Annotated in this window: 13 protein-coding genes; 10 read left to right on the top strand and 3 right to left on the bottom strand. The window is 35.7% G+C overall.

Going from position 1 to position 17,134, the window contains the following annotated elements:
- Nucleotides 1-194 precede the first annotated feature (194 nt).
- Genes ACYVC2_RS01985 through ACYVC2_RS01970 form a run of 4 tightly spaced genes read left to right on the top strand, consistent with a single transcriptional unit; the run spans nt 195 to nt 4,332 of the window.
- A complete protein-coding gene (locus tag ACYVC2_RS01985) occupies nt 195-1,517 on the top strand; it encodes a flippase (RefSeq protein WP_461100599.1) in 1,323 nt (440 codons plus the stop codon).
- A gap of 18 nt (nt 1,518-1,535) precedes the next feature.
- Entirely contained in the window at nt 1,536-2,261 is a 726-nt protein-coding gene (locus ACYVC2_RS01980; RefSeq protein WP_461100598.1) for an FkbM family methyltransferase, read from the top strand.
- Nucleotides 2,254-3,231 carry a nucleotide-diphospho-sugar transferase gene (locus ACYVC2_RS01975; protein ID WP_461100597.1) on the top strand — a complete coding sequence of 326 codons (978 nt, stop codon included), beginning with the start codon at nt 2,254-2,256 and terminating at the stop codon, nt 3,229-3,231. Before ACYVC2_RS01980 ends, ACYVC2_RS01975 begins: the two co-directional genes overlap by 8 nt.
- A 3-nt stretch (nt 3,232-3,234) precedes the next feature.
- Entirely contained in the window at nt 3,235-4,332 is a 1,098-nt protein-coding gene (locus ACYVC2_RS01970) for a glycosyltransferase family 4 protein (protein WP_461100596.1), read from the top strand.
- A 311-nt stretch (nt 4,333-4,643) separates the two neighbouring features.
- On the opposite strand, the gene ACYVC2_RS01965 is transcribed toward ACYVC2_RS01970, so the two are convergent.
- Complete coding sequence (locus ACYVC2_RS01965; RefSeq protein ID WP_461100595.1) at nt 4,644-5,447, bottom strand: glycosyltransferase family 2 protein; 804 nt, start codon at nt 5,445-5,447, stop codon at nt 4,644-4,646.
- 931 nt (nt 5,448-6,378) lie between these two features.
- Between ACYVC2_RS01965 and ACYVC2_RS01960 the strand changes: the two genes are divergently transcribed.
- The 6 genes from ACYVC2_RS01960 to ACYVC2_RS01935 all read left to right on the top strand — a co-directional run bounded on the left by ACYVC2_RS01960 (nt 6,379) and on the right by ACYVC2_RS01935 (nt 12,994).
- Nucleotides 6,379-7,113: a glycosyltransferase family 2 protein gene (locus ACYVC2_RS01960; protein WP_461100594.1), complete on the top strand. Its 735-nt coding sequence runs from the start codon at nt 6,379-6,381 to the stop codon at nt 7,111-7,113.
- 24 nt (nt 7,114-7,137) lie between these two features.
- A complete protein-coding gene (locus ACYVC2_RS01955) occupies nt 7,138-8,160 on the top strand; it encodes an acyltransferase family protein (protein ID WP_461100593.1) in 1,023 nt (340 codons plus the stop codon).
- A gap of 965 nt (nt 8,161-9,125) precedes the next feature.
- Nucleotides 9,126-9,935 (top strand): glycosyltransferase, encoded by an 810-nt coding sequence (locus ACYVC2_RS01950; RefSeq protein ID WP_461100592.1) that lies wholly within the window; start codon nt 9,126-9,128, stop codon nt 9,933-9,935.
- Between the two features lie 111 nt (nt 9,936-10,046).
- Complete coding sequence (locus tag ACYVC2_RS01945) at nt 10,047-11,348, top strand: oligosaccharide repeat unit polymerase (RefSeq protein WP_461100591.1); 1,302 nt, start codon at nt 10,047-10,049, stop codon at nt 11,346-11,348.
- Between the two features lie 10 nt (nt 11,349-11,358).
- Nucleotides 11,359-12,069: a glycosyltransferase family 2 protein gene (locus ACYVC2_RS01940; protein WP_461100590.1), complete on the top strand. Its 711-nt coding sequence runs from the start codon at nt 11,359-11,361 to the stop codon at nt 12,067-12,069.
- A gap of 10 nt (nt 12,070-12,079) precedes the next feature.
- The gene (locus tag ACYVC2_RS01935) at nt 12,080-12,994 is read left to right on the top strand and encodes a glycosyltransferase family 2 protein (RefSeq protein ID WP_461100589.1); all 915 of its coding nucleotides are present in this window, start codon (nt 12,080-12,082) and stop codon (nt 12,992-12,994) included.
- Here ACYVC2_RS01935 and ACYVC2_RS01930 read toward each other — a convergent pair.
- Both ACYVC2_RS01930 and ACYVC2_RS01925 read right to left on the bottom strand, forming a co-directional pair.
- A complete protein-coding gene (locus tag ACYVC2_RS01930) occupies nt 12,989-14,620 on the bottom strand; it encodes a glycosyl hydrolase family 28-related protein (protein WP_461100588.1) in 1,632 nt (543 codons plus the stop codon). The two genes, ACYVC2_RS01935 and ACYVC2_RS01930, sit on opposite strands and share 6 nt — an antisense overlap.
- 159 nt (nt 14,621-14,779) lie before the next feature.
- Nucleotides 14,780-16,594 carry a hypothetical protein gene (locus tag ACYVC2_RS01925; protein ID WP_461100587.1) on the bottom strand — a complete coding sequence of 605 codons (1,815 nt, stop codon included), beginning with the start codon at nt 16,592-16,594 and terminating at the stop codon, nt 14,780-14,782.
- Between the last annotated feature and the right edge of the window lie 540 nt (nt 16,595-17,134).

Genomic DNA, 17,134 nt, shown 5'->3' with positions numbered 1-17,134 from the left:
TTCATGTGTCTGTTAATATTAGAGTAAATTTAAAAAATATTGCCGTTTAGATTGGTCAATATTTATAAGGAATTGATTTTTAAGCAAAACCAGCTCAAGTAAGTGGGGAAAAGTAAAATAACAATTTGCATGTGCTTTTATTGCGATAACTTTGATCGACCGACATTAAATCATTAATAATTGTATAAATTAAAATGCGGAAAATTATTGCAAATATTGGCTGGATATTCTTCGATAAAGTTTTTCGAATGGTGGTCGGTGTATTGGTTGGTGTCTGGATCGCTCGTTATTTAGGCCCTGCTGAGTTCGGTATATTAAATTATGCTAGCCTTTTTCCAACTATTTTTATATCATTTGCTGGCGCTGGATTAACAAATGTGCTAATGGTGGAGTTATCGGCAAATAATAGCAGTCCAATAAAACAAAATCGACTGGTACAAACAAGTCTAATTATTAAACTTATCGCTGGCATTTTAAGTTATGGCCTTACCCTTCTATGCAATTATATTTTTAATAGAAATAATCCAAGTTTATTTTTTCTTATAAATATAGCAGGATTGTCCCTCATTTTACAAAGTTCAGATGTAATCGAAACATACTTTCAGGCTCACACAAAGGCTAAAATGTCAGTTATAGTAAAAGTAATTGCATTTGGCATAGCATCAATTATGCGTGTATATGCCTTGCTTAATCATAGAGGTATTATATACTTCGCGGCAATCAACGTCATTGAATTAATAATTGCTTATATTCTATTGGTCAGTGTTTATAAGTTTCATGAGCTAAAACTTATAAACACTGTATTTATTAAGCCTGATTATAAATTAATTAGCCATCTACTAAATGTTGCATGGCCTATTATGCTTTCTGAATTTTTCATTTTTGTATATATGAAAGTAGATCAGTTCATGATCGAGTCGTTGTCAACAAATCGCGAATTAGGCCTTTACGGTGCAGCATTACGATTGTCTGAAGTATGGTATTTTATTTCAATTGCTATTAATACGTCTTTTTATCCTAAAATTGCCGACTCATGGAATAGTGATAGAATAAGATATTATAACGAATATCAGAATTTACTCAACATACTAGTATATATAAGCCTATTTCTAGCGATTTTCGTTAGTCTATTTTCTAATCAACTAATATCGTTAATTTATGGAGTTGCATTTAGTGAAGCAGGTATTATATTAAGTGTTCATATATGGGCTGGTGTTTTTGTTTTTATTGGCGTAGGAAGTAATAATTTAATATTAGTCGAAAATTTACAGACCTTTGCGCTTATTAAGACAATATTAGGCGCAGTAGTAAATATTTTATTAAACTTGTGGCTTATTCCTAAATTAGGAGCTCTAGGGGCATCCATAGCTACTTTTATTTCTTACGGGTTCTCAGCTTATGGAATGAATATGTTCTACAAGCCAGCAAGACATATTTTTTCCTTACAGTCTAGATCATTCATTAATTTTGTTACTTTTCAACTGCCGTTTACTCGTCAAAGCCAGTTTCTTTCATAAGAAAATTAAGACAATAGAATGCTTACAAAATTTTTCAAACAATTTCCTTTGTACTATGCAATAAAATTTAGTATACTGGAAATGGCAAGAAGGGTATTTAGCCCTGATTCTTCTTTAACCTATTCTCAAACAGGTGAGGATATTATTATTCGTACTTTTTTAGAAAAAAATATTACTGGCTTCTATGTTGAAATCGGTAGTAATGAACCTATTCAGCATTCCAATACATTTGGATTATATCAAAAAGGTTGGCGAGGCATTACGGTAGACGCTAATCAAAAAATGGTAGATATGCATAAAAGCCTACGACCAAACGATATTTCATTATGCGCAGCTGTTTCAGATATAGAAAAAGAAGTAATTTTCTACGAATTTGATATGGATGAGATTAGTACTATAGACAATGATTTTTATAACAAACATAAGGATATTCAAAAAGTTTCTAGACAAAGTACATTGAGAACTCGCACCCTTGATTCAATATTAATAGAGAGTTTGCCTGCTGGAACAGATATTGATCTCCTTTCAATTGATGTTGAGGGACATGATTATCATGTGCTTCGATCAATCAATCTGAATAAATATAGACCAAAGCTAATAGTCATTGAAATGCATAATTTTGACATTTTGCTACCTCTGGAAAATCAAGTATATAAATGGTTGTTAGAAAATAGATATCATCTTGCTGGTTATGCAGTCTGGAATGGATATTTTATAGCTAACGAATGGACGCCAAATGAGTAATTTAATAGAGTCGAAAACGAGGTACTCATTTGATGTGCCAATTTTATTTGTAATGTTTAATCGCCCTGAGCATGCCCGTCAAGTGATGAATCGAATCAGGCAAATTCAACCTGCCCAATTATTTATTGCAATCGATGGCCCACGAACAGGTATAAAACGTGACAATGAAGGCGTTCAGCAATGTATAAAATTGTTGGATGAAATTGATTGGCCATGTAAAATAGAGAAGCTAATAAGAACTCAGAACTTAGGTTGTAAAAAAGCAGTGAGTTCAGCTATCGACTGGTTTTTTGAAAATGTAGAATATGGTATCATTTTAGAAGATGATTGCTTGCCTGATATTACGTTTTTTGAGTTCTGTCGTATCTTATTGCTAAAATATGTAGATGAGCCTAAAATAATGCATATTGGTGGAACTAATCTATATGGGAATTTGACTTGGGGCAGCTATTCCTATTTTTTCTCTAAGATAGCTCATGTATGGGGATGGGCCACATGGCGACGGGCTTGGTCTCTATATGATGTAGAGATGAAGGACTATGATACATATAGGAAAACAGGCGGAATTAATGAAACTGTTATATACCGTCCGTCGCTGTCCTACTGGAAATTCTCATTTGACAACACACGTTCAGGCATAATAGATACTTGGGATTATCAGTGGGTTTTTGCAATATGGAAAAACCAAGGATTTACTATTATACCTAATCAAAATTTAATTTCAAATACTGGTTTTGGCCCGAATGCTACCCACACAGTAACAGATTCCGTTTGGTCTAGTTTACCCACAGTGGCTATAGATACTCAATTTATGAAGTTTCCCAAAGAGATAGAATTAGATACAGTAGCTTTAAAGTACGCCTTTGCTCATTTTTATCGGTTACCTTCTTGGTGGCTAATTAAGTTGAATAGAGTACGACGTTTAGTCTCTACATTATTAGTTAAAATGGGCCTCATAAAAACTCTATGAACTGTGAATATTTTTTTTGATTATCAAGCTTTTACATTACAAGCATATGGAGGTATTTCCAGATATTATTGTGAGTTAATTACAGGTATAAATAAAACGTTGCCCAATAAGGCTCATCTTTCAATACTATGGTCTAACAATATTCAGTTGCGTGAATATAATATTCCTGTACATAAATATATTTTTCCGAAGAGACATCGGCTATTATCTAAAACTAATAAATTATATAATATACTAGATAAAGAAGTACACAATTACGATATTTACCATGCAACCTATTTTGACGATTTTTTAGGACGCTATATAAAGACGAGGCCTTTTGTTACTACCTTTCATGATATGACATATGAGCGTTTGTCGCATAAATTCGCCGAATTATCTGATGATAAATGGATTATTCCACAGAAGAAAAAAATTGCCGAACGAGCTTCTCATCTTATTGCCGTATCTGAGAGTACAAAACGGGATATGATCGAGTTGTTAGCAATACCTGCTGAAAAGATTACAGTGATTCATTTAGGTAGTTCTTTTATGCAGTCAAATAGCCGACAAGAGTGTTATGATACAGTCTCGAGGCCTCCTTATTTATTGTATGTGGGTAATCGTGCTGGTTATAAAAACTTTATCCCATTTTTACGTTCAATAGCTAATTTACTTACTCGTTATAAAATAAACCTTATTTGTGCGGGAGGGGGTAAATTTACCATTGAAGAAAAAAATATAATTCAGCATTTATCTATAACTGCATTTGTACATCACCATGCTATAGATGATCATGCTTTAAAGAATTTATATTTGGGTGCAACAGCATTTATATTTCCATCTTTGTATGAGGGATTTGGAATTCCGATACTTGAGGCATTTTCTTGTAATTGTCCATGTATAGTCAGTAATAATAGTTCATTGCCAGAAGTAGCTGGGGAAGCTGCTTTATACATTGATCCTACCGAACCAGACTCTATTGCTATAGCCGTTGAAACCCTTATACTAGATAGTACAGTACGCAAAAAATTAATTCAGTATGGTCAATTACGGTTAACTCACTTTTCTTGGGCCCATACGGTCGATGAAACTATTAAATTATACAAAAAACTTCTTTAATCTTAGATATTAACTACAGTCGTATATTGTCCTGAAAGTTAAATACAATAAGATTATATTTGTTCAAGTAACTCGATAAATGTTTCAACAGTTGAGCTTTATTAAAGCTTTGCAGCTAGATCAGACAATCCTGACGATACTTTGAAAGTAGAACAGGGCGAGTCTTTAGTAAATTTAAGGTATGTGTAATCTTGATAAGTTGACAGCTTTGCTCTTTTAGGCAATTAGAGCATAATTATCCGTAGTTAGTAGGACTACCATTGAGTAACCTTCGAAAGCAAAGGCCTAATTAGGATAAAGCAAGACTTCTGTTAAAAGTTCTTCCAGCGGGTTGTCCTTCTGACGAGTAATCGAATCTGATCAATTATTCTTAATACTTGCCCTTTCAATATCGACACAGCGCCATTTTTCATCTTAGCGTGGTAAGTTTCGTAGCTGGCTGTGGATAGCATTAGATTACTTATGCCGCCCACTCGCATTTTAGCTGTAATATGATCAATATAAGAGGTGATTAATTTATCTTTAGGGCGTAACAACAACTCGTAATCACCTGATACTTTATACAGAGTATTGAAAAAGCCATATTTGTCAAACAGATGCCTTGCATGGAAAGCACCTACATGCCAGGTATTCATTTGGCGCTTAAAATGCTGCCACACCCATGGGGTTCCTACAACGCTTATGAGTGAAAGATCCTCATTTATAAGTTCAAGACGAGAAGATATAAACTCCAGTTCATATTGGTTTGGATGTTGAAGAATATGATTAACATAGACGCTGAGGGCGTCCGGATATAAAAGATCATCAGCTCCAATAAAGGCAATCCAATCACCCTTAGCCCGAGCAAGTCCTTTATTCCAGGCATCATAAATGCCTTTATCAGGTTCACTTACCCAGTAAGCAAGTTCGGCCTCATATTGCTTGATAATAGTTACAGTCTTGTCGGTTGACCCGCCATCGATAATGATGTACTCAAAATTCTTATATTCTTGGTTTAAAACGCTTGATATACAGGCATCTAGATACTTTTCCGCATTATAGGTGGCCGTAATCAGGCTTACCATAGGCATTGTTTGGCCTGAAGTGTCAGTAAATTCTTTAGCTTGATTTTTCATAATCAAAAAATGTTCTTTCGAAGAACGAAAATATGTTATTATATTCACATTCTTTTAAATGTGTAGAGATGAAACTGATAATGTATTATAGCTGGCGGAGTATTAAACGCTTGTCATTATGATAGAAATAGAGCTGTATATGTTATCGACTTGCTAATGCTACTTAAGCTTGTTCAAAGTCATACCATGTTCACAGTAATTATGTAGTATTTGAGTTGTCGACTAATTGACAATCTTTCCTGGGAGCACTACTTTTTAATCGACTTATACTGCTCGTTAGCTCACTAACCATTGTAACGGTCCAACTCCCTTAGTAAGGCCTGCATGTGCTGCCTAGAACCTATTGACAAGCTATTAATGCGTGTTTCGAATGGATTGTAAACGATTTTACCTATGAGTGTGATTAGACTGCTGATGTCGCAAAAGCTTGTCTCTATTCGCCATTTCGGCACCTAAACCCGTTTAGGAACGAAATAATTCGCCGAAGCGTCTGTAGCCCTATGTGGAAAAGCAGCTCATAGAGAAGCCTACAAATATAAGCTTTTCTATGAGCTGACATTGAGTAAATCTATGATAATAGTCTAAAACAATCAAAATTGTCCGGCGAAAGATAAGCAGCTCATTTTGATTTAAACTATAATCTTTATGGCGTGTGTGTGGTAAAACGATGATAAGTCCAATCTTGAACTGAATGTTATCGCGTCATTATCGCTATATATCGAGAGGTTATGGGACTAAATGAAAAGTGTCAAGCTATTAAATGATTATATTTGCCCAATTTTAGTTGTTCAGTGCTTATTATTATACTTTGGTTCTATTGTATAGCACTAAATTACGCTCATGTAGGAAAATTAATAAAAAATTCAAAACATGCTTTAAGATATACTTCTGCACCTTTGGCTTTTTATACATTAATACAAATTATTAAATCATGGAACCCCAATTAATTTCTATAATTACAGTTGTATACAATGCGGTCGAGACGCTGGAAGCAACAATACAAAGTGTATTAGATCAAGATAGGCACTTATATGAATATTGGATAATTGATGGAGGAAGCACTGATGGATCACTTGATATAATACGTAAATATCAACGTCTACTGGCGGGATGGTGTAGTGAGCCTGATAAAGGTATTTATGATGCTATGAATAAAGGTATTGATCGCGTAAATGGAAAGTGGATCTACTTCTTAGGAGGAGATGATAAGTTGAGACCAGGAATATTAAGAGAGATTCACAGATATTTAAATGTAGAACATTCGATTGTATACGGAGATATCATGTTTGACAATGGTCATCATTATCGATCTTTTTTAGGACCTAGAACCACTTTACAAAATACAGTTCATCATCAGAGTGCATTTTACAATGCGACGTTATTCCAAAAATATCGATATAATATTGACATAAAAATAGTTTCAGAATACGATTTACATTTACATATATATACAAAAAAAATGTCTACATATTATATGTCTTTTATTATAGCCGACTGTGCTACTGGTGGTGCTAGTAGCAATCTGATACGTTCATTAAAGGAAACTAATCAAATAAGAGCACTTCATGTGGAAAACAAATGGCAGAACAAAATCTATTCGTTTTTTTTAGGATTATATTATGCACAAAAAGGATTAAGGTATTTACTCTACGGGCATAGGGTGTAGTATTATTGATGAATTGGTATTCTTATGATGACTAAAAATAGTTTCGATTTTATCAGATTTCTTTTTGCGATCACAGTTGTATTAAGACATATTATAGATTTATCTGATGAACCTACACTCCTGAAATTTCAAAATTTTTTTGATTCATACATTTGTATTACTGGTTTTTTTGTCATTAGCGGATTCTTAATCAGTAAAAGTTACGCCAATGGTGAAAATGTAAAAAGTTATTTCGTAAGGAGAGGTAAACGATTGTTACCTGCTTATATGGTGTCGGTTATTGGAGCCGCAGTATTATTATCAATAACTAGCGAGTATACATTCACATCTTATTTCGCAAATAAACAGTTATATAGTTATCTAGCAGCAAATATCTTTTTCTTGAATTTTTTACAACCTTGTTTGCCGGGAATATTTGTTCATAATCCTAGCTGCGCTGTAAATGGAGCTTTGTGGACTATTAAAGTCGAAGTTTTGTTTTACTTAATCATTCCTTTAATGATTCGCTGGTTGAATAGAATAGATAAGAAATATGTGTTGATAATATCAATATACGTACTATCTATTATATATAAATACTACTTAGAGAGCAGTGGCAATACTTTAATGGTTATTTTAAGCCGACAAATGCCTGGCTTTTTAAGTTATTTTATATGCGGTATTTCATTTTATTATTATTTTGAAAAAATATACGTTAATAAGTTTAAACTATTTTGCTTAGCTTTTCCTGTGTTTGTATTTGAATATTATTATAATTTAGAGATTTTTCGACCAGCCGCTTTTTCTATAATAATATTCTTTTTTGCCTATAGTTCTAGTTATCTGAATAGTTTTGGGAAATATGGAGATTTTTCGTATGGAATATATATATTCCATTTTACCATTATACAATTATTCGTACACTATTATCTTTTTGAGAAATACAACCCATTTGTCATTTCTACATTTATTACAGTTTTAGTACTACTGATGTCGATATTGTCCTGGAATTTTATAGAAAAACCTTTCCTGAGCAAGAAAAGGACAAGATTGCTTTTAGATCTGTGACTTAGTAGTAGAGAAAATTATTACCTCAATGTGTAAGAATCCTTCTACTAGACTTTTATTTGACTATTATATTAATCAATCTCAATAGATTAAAATTTGTCTGGTTTTTTAATGAGAATCTATTTTGCCTCTACACCGATGTTGTAGATAATGTATTCGAGAGAAGAGAAAGATAGCGCTCAAGTATGTCCTAACATAATGGCAGTTATCAATTCCTAAAAGATATAATCTCAAGCTTTAATAATACATTTTTTCTGATTTACAATGAATCTAAAGAAAATAAGGGCAAATTTTAAACAAATTTTTCCAACTACTCACGTAATTGAGAAATTGTTTTTGAAGACAGTCCTTATGGAATAAGATTTCGTAATTGTTATAGTCTAAATTTAATATACAGATAATTATATCATAATAATATGTGGTGATTATATTTAAATAGTTGCAAAACTTTGATTTTTATCTAATTTAGATTATTTTATTCGTATTTCTTAACCTAAATTAGATATCAAACAGTAAAAAGGCAAATGTTTAATTTTTACTTTAATGGCTCGCTTAATAACAATTGGGTGAGCTGTGGTTTACCAAAAATTTTGAAACATAAAAACTTCTGCAAATTTGACTAATTATGATCAATGTTTTTCTAGGAAAGGATTACCCAATTATTCAGTTTCAGCCAACATAGTGTTAGAATATACGAGATTATTTTAATGTTTTGAATATACATCATGTAAATGATTGCTAATCTTATTGCCTGTGGTTTATTATCTATAAGAATACTTTGTAGGCTTCTATACCCATTAATGACTCTGCGTATCGCTCAATACATAGCTATTTTTCCGGAAAAGTCAACTATATTTGATGAGTGAGTAGGAGTATCTTTTAGGAATTATTTATAATAAAGTGCTTTTTTAGGCCTAAAATACACTTTATATGGTAAGCGCTTACAACTTTTCAAATAAACTTTTATGCCACAGGCGGATTCTACTACTAAAAGTTTAAAGTATAAACCTTTCATATCAATTATTATCACTGTGTTGAATGGGGAAGAAACCTTGGAAGAATGCCTGAACAGCATCTATGAGCAGACATACTCTAATTATGAACTAGTTATAGTAGACGGCGGTAGTACAGACCATACAATAGATATTATAAATACTAGTCCGATAGCTAACAAGGTAGTAAACATATTACCTGGCAGTGGTTTATACGCGGGTTTAAATGCTGGAGTCAGTTTATCGACTGGTGAATGGCTTTATTTTTTAGGAGCAGATGATAAGCTTCATAATTTTGATACCTTGCAAAAGGTGTCTGGAATGATTAAACATAAAAAAGAAACAACTAAAGTCCTGGTGGGGAATGTAAACTGTGTGAAACAAAAAAATATTTTACGGCCTAAATTTGGCTCGCCATACTTACTACGTCATTCCGTACATCATCAAGGCATGTTCTATCATAAAAGTGTTTTTGCCAAATTGTCTTACAACGAAAGTATGCGAATAGCATCCGATTATGAATTTAATTTAAGATTAGCGATAATTGGAATACCACATCAATCTATGGACATTATTGTATGTGATTTTGCCGGAGACGGTATTAGCGAGAATCAATTAAATCGAGGTTACTCCGAAATGCAGCAAGCTCATGAGCGCCTTTTTAATGGGTTTGATTTTTTATGGGTAAAGAAGTATTTCTGGCTGCGCAGAAAGACAGGCGCATTATTAAGACATTATAATCTTTTAAAATTCAGAATGTGGCTTAAGAATATATTTGGTTAACAAATGTGCTTCCTTAGCGTAAATTAATATATGAGAATCGCTTTGTTTTAAGTGAGTTTCATATGAACTGGTGTGTTTATTAATAATTACAAAGTTTAATTAAGCGAAAAAATGGAAATAGAATTTGATATTCTGTCAAACCTTTTCGGATGGGTAGTTTTGATATTTGCATTTTACATGGTACTATACTATAGATTTGTTTTTTCAATAATTGACCCTCTTTTTAGCTGGATATTTTCGACAGCTTTCGCCAGTTACTTTGCTACACAAATTATTCCAGACTTGCAAGATATATTTCATTTTTTTGGTTGTCAAGCTTTTCTGTGGATGGGTTTCGTAATTGCATACAGGTATACTACCCCTTTACATGAAGGAATTCATGAGCAGATAAACGACTTTACAGGTCAACTAGCCTTGCGTCATACAACATATTTGCTGGTCTCATTTTATATTATATCAAATATTATAATAGCTGCTAATACCGGTTTTGCTTTATTTTCCGATGATCCTACTGTATCCAAGATCACGAACTTTCAGGGAGGATTCGGTTTATTTAGAAAAATAAATTGGGCTGCAGGTAAATTTTCTATTACAGCTCTTATTTATATGTTTATACTGAAAAAAGGAAGAATAGACTTAATACTATTACTATTAGTTGTATTTTTTTCTGCTGTTGAAGGCTCTAAATCAGCCCTCTTGGGAGTTATTACTTCCCTTGGTGTAGTAATATATCATCCAGTATTCGCTTATAGAAAAAATATTTTGAAAAAATTCCAAAGATATATTCCATTTTTTTTGTTAGCTGCGCTAATTATAGCTTTTACTGTACTAATTAAAGAGAGGGGTAACTTTAGTGAGGCTTATTTGGGACTAGTTAAACGCTTATTGTATAGTGCAGACTCTCTTCTATTTTTTTATCAACCAGTCAATGTTGATTATTTCGCAAAATATTCATTTACGGATTATATTCCTGTTATAACGAGTCCTGTTCTTGGTTTTCTTCGTTTACAGCCGTATCAAGAAACCATTGGGAATATTATGTATGATAATTTACGTACACCAGGTTCTTTTGGCGCTACTATCGGGCCTAATGCCCCATTTTACATTGAAGGGCGTGTCTATTTTTATTATTGGGCGGCTTTCCCCTTCAGTATGTTATTAGGGTTCTTATATGCCAGGACCAGGGTCTATTATTTTTCTCTAAACAATGTAAGTGCTTTTTATTTTGTTTTTATGGGCTGTTTCTTACAGTTTATGGGGACTATAATTGGGGACGTTAACCTGACAGTTAATCTTTTATTTGGATTGTTTTTTTTTGTTATTCCCCCTTATATATTGGTAAAACTTTTATTAGAGAAAAAGCTTATCATACCATTAAGGCTAATATCCTTTAGACTATATAACAAAAAATAAGTATTATTCTATGACTCGTGTCAGTGTATGCATGGCCACTTACAACGGTGCCTTATTTATTGAAGAGCAGATTATATCTATCTTGAATCAATTAAGCGATGATGATGAATTGATTATTTCAGACGATGGCTCCACTGACTCAACAATTTCGCTGATTGAGTCCTTTTGCGATCCTCGTATCCATTTAGTAATAAATCCGCGGTATGGATCCGCCGTACGGAATTTTGAGAATGCTCTTAGGCATGCTAAAGGAAAAGTTATTTTTTTATCCGATCAGGATGATATTTGGTATCCAGATAAGGTAGAGGTTCTATTGAAAGATTTAAATCACTACGATTTAGTATTGACTGATTGTCGAGTAGTTGATGAACAAGGGCATACACTTAGTGAGTCATTCTTTGCGAGTAGGGGTAGCCAGCTCGGATTTTGGCGAAATCTTTGGAAAAACTCTTACATGGGATGTTGCATGGCTTTTAACCGGAAGGTGTTAACGTATGCTTTACCTTTCCCTAAGCATATTCATATGCACGATTGGTGGATTGGGTTGCTCACGGAGTTACATGGAACGTCTTATTTCCGTAATCAGCCTCTAATTCAGTACCGCCGTCATAAAGCCAATGTGTCTCCCACTTCTGAAGGCTCCTATCATTGGGGCATACGTATTGTAAACCGACTTTGGATGGGTTGGTATGTTTTCAAACGCGCCTACGCGTCGCAGTAACTATTATATTATGATTTCTGTTGTCATCCCTACCTATAATGCAGCAACTTATTTACCAAGTCTGTTAGATCGTTTAGCTAACCAGACGATCGCTCATGAGCTAATAATCATCGATTCATCATCAACGGATCAAACGCCCATATTGCTGAAAGAACGAGGGATCGCCTTTCACTCGATACCAGCAAAGGAATTTAACCATGGAGCAACCCGGAACTTTGGTGTTTCGCTGGCTACCCATGAAAATGTCATCATGCTTACACAGGATGCGTTACCTGCTGACAATAAAGCATTAGAAAGATTAGTCGCAATGATGAATAGACAGCCGACCATTGGTATGGCCTATGGTAGGCAACTGGCTTATCCTCAGGCTCAATTAATGAGTCAATTTGCTCGCTTAACTAACTATCCGCCCCAGAGTATTATCAAGTCTAAAGCCGATATCTCGCGGCTAGGTATCCGAACCTGTCATTGTTCTAACTCATTCGCAGTTTATCGCAAATCGGTCCTTCTTTCAGTTGGAGGATTTCCAACTGACACGGTATTAGGCGAGGATGTAGTAGTAGGCGCCCATCTTATTCAAAACGGGTATTCGATTGCCTACTGTGCTGACGCACTGGTATATCATTCGCATGATTATACTATGATGGAAGAATTCAGGCGTTATTTTGATATTGGCGCTTTTCATCAGCAACAACGCCCTTTACTAAAACCCTTTCAGCGAGCAGAATCAGAGGGTTTCCGATATGTTCTCGATGAGTGGAAATATTTGAAGCAGCATCATGCTATGGCTTCCATACCTAATCAATTAGTACGGACAGGGGCTAAGTACATAGGTTATCGACTTGGTCGGCTATATGATAAAATGCCGGTCAGTCTACGACAGAGATTAAGTATGCATCCGCGTTTTTGGAAGGGCAGATCATAGAGGGATGGCATCATTAACTAAAAAGTCACTTTGCAGTTCAGCAACACCATCATAGTTTACTAATTCGATCCCACTCCCATTGCCCGTAATCCGGGGAGTGACGGTGACGGTGCCAATACGGTTTGCGAATGTAACATCTACCAATATACCTACAATATCTAGATACCATGGGCTTGTCACACTTCTGTCTAGCATAATAACCGTAGTTGAAGGCGGGTCCATTGCCCCAACATAATTTTGGGTGACAAGTACTTGCGCCTGGAAGGAAAGCACAGCGTTACTGGCAGAGCCATATCCGCCCGCTCGTATAATCCCATCAATCCAGATTCTATAGAACCCTGCTCTTCCGTTCGGGGAAGACGGATTATCGGCCTGTAAAAAGTTGATGGCAGTTGCAGGTGTTATTGCATTTACGTTACCAGCACTTACATTATTATGGGTTAATTGCCTTATACGGCCTCCTTTTTTTTCAAACGGACGTGCTGTATTAAAGAGGACATTAGCAGTTTTTTTTAAAAGATTTGGTGAGATAATGTATTGATTTGATGTAATATCGAAACACGTGATAGTGCTATTGAGAATTGATCCACTAGCTACCTGATTTGGATCGCTGGCAGGGGCATGATATAAGACATATCGATTATTACGTTCCGTCACTATTGGCAAGGTAATGCGGACATTTAAATTTTTTACAACACAACCCGTAACATCTATTAGTTCAGTTGTCGGCGAAGCTGCATTTGATGAAACAATATCCAGGTCGTTCCCTTCAAATCCCCCATTCGTTACCTGGAGTATCCGCGAAAAAGCTTCAATAGTGGCATGGACACGAAGGTTCGTTGTATATCCATTACAGAGTATGGCTGTTTCGTTTGTGCCGGCATTGCTTATCGATTGGCCTATGTACCCCTGAAAGTTGAGGCTGTTAGTCCCGTTCAGTAGTAAGGCTGGCTGGCGCTTCTCAAAGTTTTGTAATGATGTTGATACTATGTTGATCGAGCCCATACTTCCAGGTCCAGTAGCCAACGTTTGATAGCGACTTGTTGCTGTGAAAGTACTCCCTACACCAGTTACACTAGCGGTATAGCTCATTATGACTGGTGTGTTAGCACGAATAAGGCAACTATCGATGTAAAACTCTTCTGATCGTATATTTAGTATGCCAATTGTACCTAGGCCGTTATTGGCAGTTGGGAAATCCTGTAACTGGAAATAGCAGTTTCGAATACCACAGTTAAGTCCGCCAAAAGAGGTCAGAGCAAACTGTACTCCTATCGTTGAGCGATTAGGACCGTTGCCTGGGTTCGATACAAACGTAAAATTTTCACAGCCAGCTAGTGATGAACCACTGAAATCGAATATAGCTCCACCAGTAACGCCAATGATGCTAGTGTTAAGATAAGCTCCGCCATCTCCCATCAGCCAGATTCCATACGTGTTGGTAAGATCAAGTGGAGCAGTGATGTAATAGAATCCAGCTGGGAAGAAAATACTGACTTTGTAGGGGCCACCTCCGGTTGGATAGGTCAGACTTTTTGCATAGTTTATTGCTCGTTGAATTGCTGCTGTATCGTCGACCTGCCCATTTCCTAAAGCACCGAACTGTGAGTCTTTAACACTTATCATAATTGTATTCTATTGAATCATCAATAACGCTATATAACAACTATAAATTAAACTCTTTAAGGATTATTTATTTAATAAAACGAATAATTTTAAAATTATATTATCATTTTGATGAATATGGTTACTCTAATATTATTTAATTAAGCACTATAAAACTGCTTACTGGCTGGTATAACGGTAGTTAAATCGTCGGTCTGGCGCGCTGTCTCCATTATAGAAAAACTCGTTTATGTCATTCAACCGCTGAATGTTGTCGGCCCAGTGAAAGTCTAATTGTATCTTATTCGGCTTCTGTCGAATCATAGCTAATGGTACACTAAGTTCAAGTTCGTTATTGGTATAACGAAAAAGGCCTGAGGAAGTCTGAACCCATGTTTTGCCATTCCATCGATTAATTATCGATCTGTTCCCATCGTTCTTATAATTTATTAAAAAGTCATAACCCGCCCATCCGGTTTTGTAGGATTGATCAGTGTCAATAAATAGAAGCATCCAGTGCTTATCTGTTGAAGGGGTTAATTTTTTGATCGTTTTAACATAAAAATATAGGTTCTTCTTGTCGTGAGCGACTCGGCAATGGTTAATATCGTTGCGACCTGTATTATTTACATAATTCATTTTTTTATCGGCTCTTGGCCAGTTACGGTGTAGAACATCTCCATTAGAATCGATAAAATCAGGCTTTACAGAAGCCCATTCATCAAATTGCCCATCAATGGTAATGGTTTGTAGCGGACTAGCTGACTCAGGTGCAGGCGTCCCTTTAAACCGACGAATATTAGCTACTAATTGATAGTAATAATTATCGGTGTACCCTCCCTTCATCGGATCGACATCCCGATTATACTCTTCATTGTATAGGTCGACAAAAAAGGTCTGTCCTGATTTTAGCGGTCTGCCTGCAAACATAACGGGCTTTGCTTTGACAGCTGAGTCCGATCGATCCTCGATAAAGCGCTGGGCCATCCACTCGTTCCAGCCTGTAACGAATACTACTGTTGGGTTAACCTCCAGAGCCCGCTTCCACTGTTCGTCAAAATATAGCCCCTGTTGAGTTTGATTGGTAATCCCTTGCTTATTTAATAACCCTTCTTTTCCCTTGTGGAAACTCTTGCCTATACTATTATCAAAGGGATGGCTGGCAACCGAAACAGGAATTTCCTCTGGAATAGCGGGGTCTTTATCCCAGCCATAGTTCTGCGGGGTTCGGTCAAGCCACTGCCAATGATGGGGTTCATTGCGAGCGTTTGTCCACGCCCAGCTATATCGCCATGTAAAGAAATCGCGTATAGAAGGGTCTTTCATTTCTTCTATTTTGCCTAGTATCAATGGTTTGCCTTGCCAACGGAACCAAAGTTCCGGGTAGCGGTTCTGCGCATAGAATTGTTGATAAACATTTGTGATAGTCTCAGCGCTTTTTGAGTAGGTGACGAAGCATATATAAGGTGTTGGCATCCCCTGATGGCGCATTGAAACTGATATTTCACAGAGTTTATTTACGGTGGGTAAATACAGATCTGCGTTCGTTGTATCAAAAAAAAGAATATCGACACCGGCCAGGGTAAGTAACTGTAGATTACGTCGAATTACCCATGGATCATTTGCACTGAAATAACCAATTTCTGGTTCGCCCCACCAGTGAAACGAGAACTTAGGCCCGAATTTCGGTTTGGCCGGATTACCTTTAGTTATAACGGAGATGTCATAAATTGCTTTATCGTTATAATTGCCGTGCCATAAAAAATAGAAAATACCTACATATTTATTCTGTTTGAAGTCACCGGTCTCTTTGTATGAAGGAAGTGATCGTCCAAGACCGTCAGTTGCCGCCCAATTTGCACTGACTGGCGGTAAAATCGGTGATCCTGTTTCTTGATGAGCATAGGTTCCTGAAACGGTGTCGCTAGGTATAATTAATTGAGAAGAAGAGCACAGCAAGCTGAAAGCGAGCATACTAAGAAAAAACCATTTCATTATTAAACACTAGTTTTAATGATTAATAATTGAACATAGATTTATTGGTATAGTTCAGTATGTCAGCTCAGCTCAGCTCTGCAACTTCAGGAACTGAGTTAAATCTAGACTTAGGGGCTGAAACAACGACTCAATTTACAAATAACAAGATTACAATATTTAACATATGTGATTTCGTTACCATTCCTTAAATACTTAACAGATAAGGTGTCTGGGACGTTTAGCCCTACGGTGGCTAAGTAGAACTCTTTGAACCGATGCATGCAATTTACTTATATACCGGGTGTTTGCATTAGTGTTCCGATCCTTGTGAGTAATTAACAGGCAGTTCTAGTAAAAGTTTTTGTCGATTTCCAAGCATACGGTTCATGGCTATCCTGTTGAAACCAGCAGTTGGCTATTAGCTTGCTCCACATTATAGGGCCATATGCTTTCAAATTATCAATCCATAAGATAGTTGCCCGAAGATAAGTGCTTCTGTATTTGTTATCTAGCCGTCAAGGAGGACTCGAGTGTATACACTAAATTCAGGATTGACGG

The sequence above is a fragment of the Spirosoma koreense genome, assembly GCF_054777875.1.
Note: the sequence above shows the minus strand (reverse complement) of the source record. Positions and strands in the feature narration are given on the sequence as shown.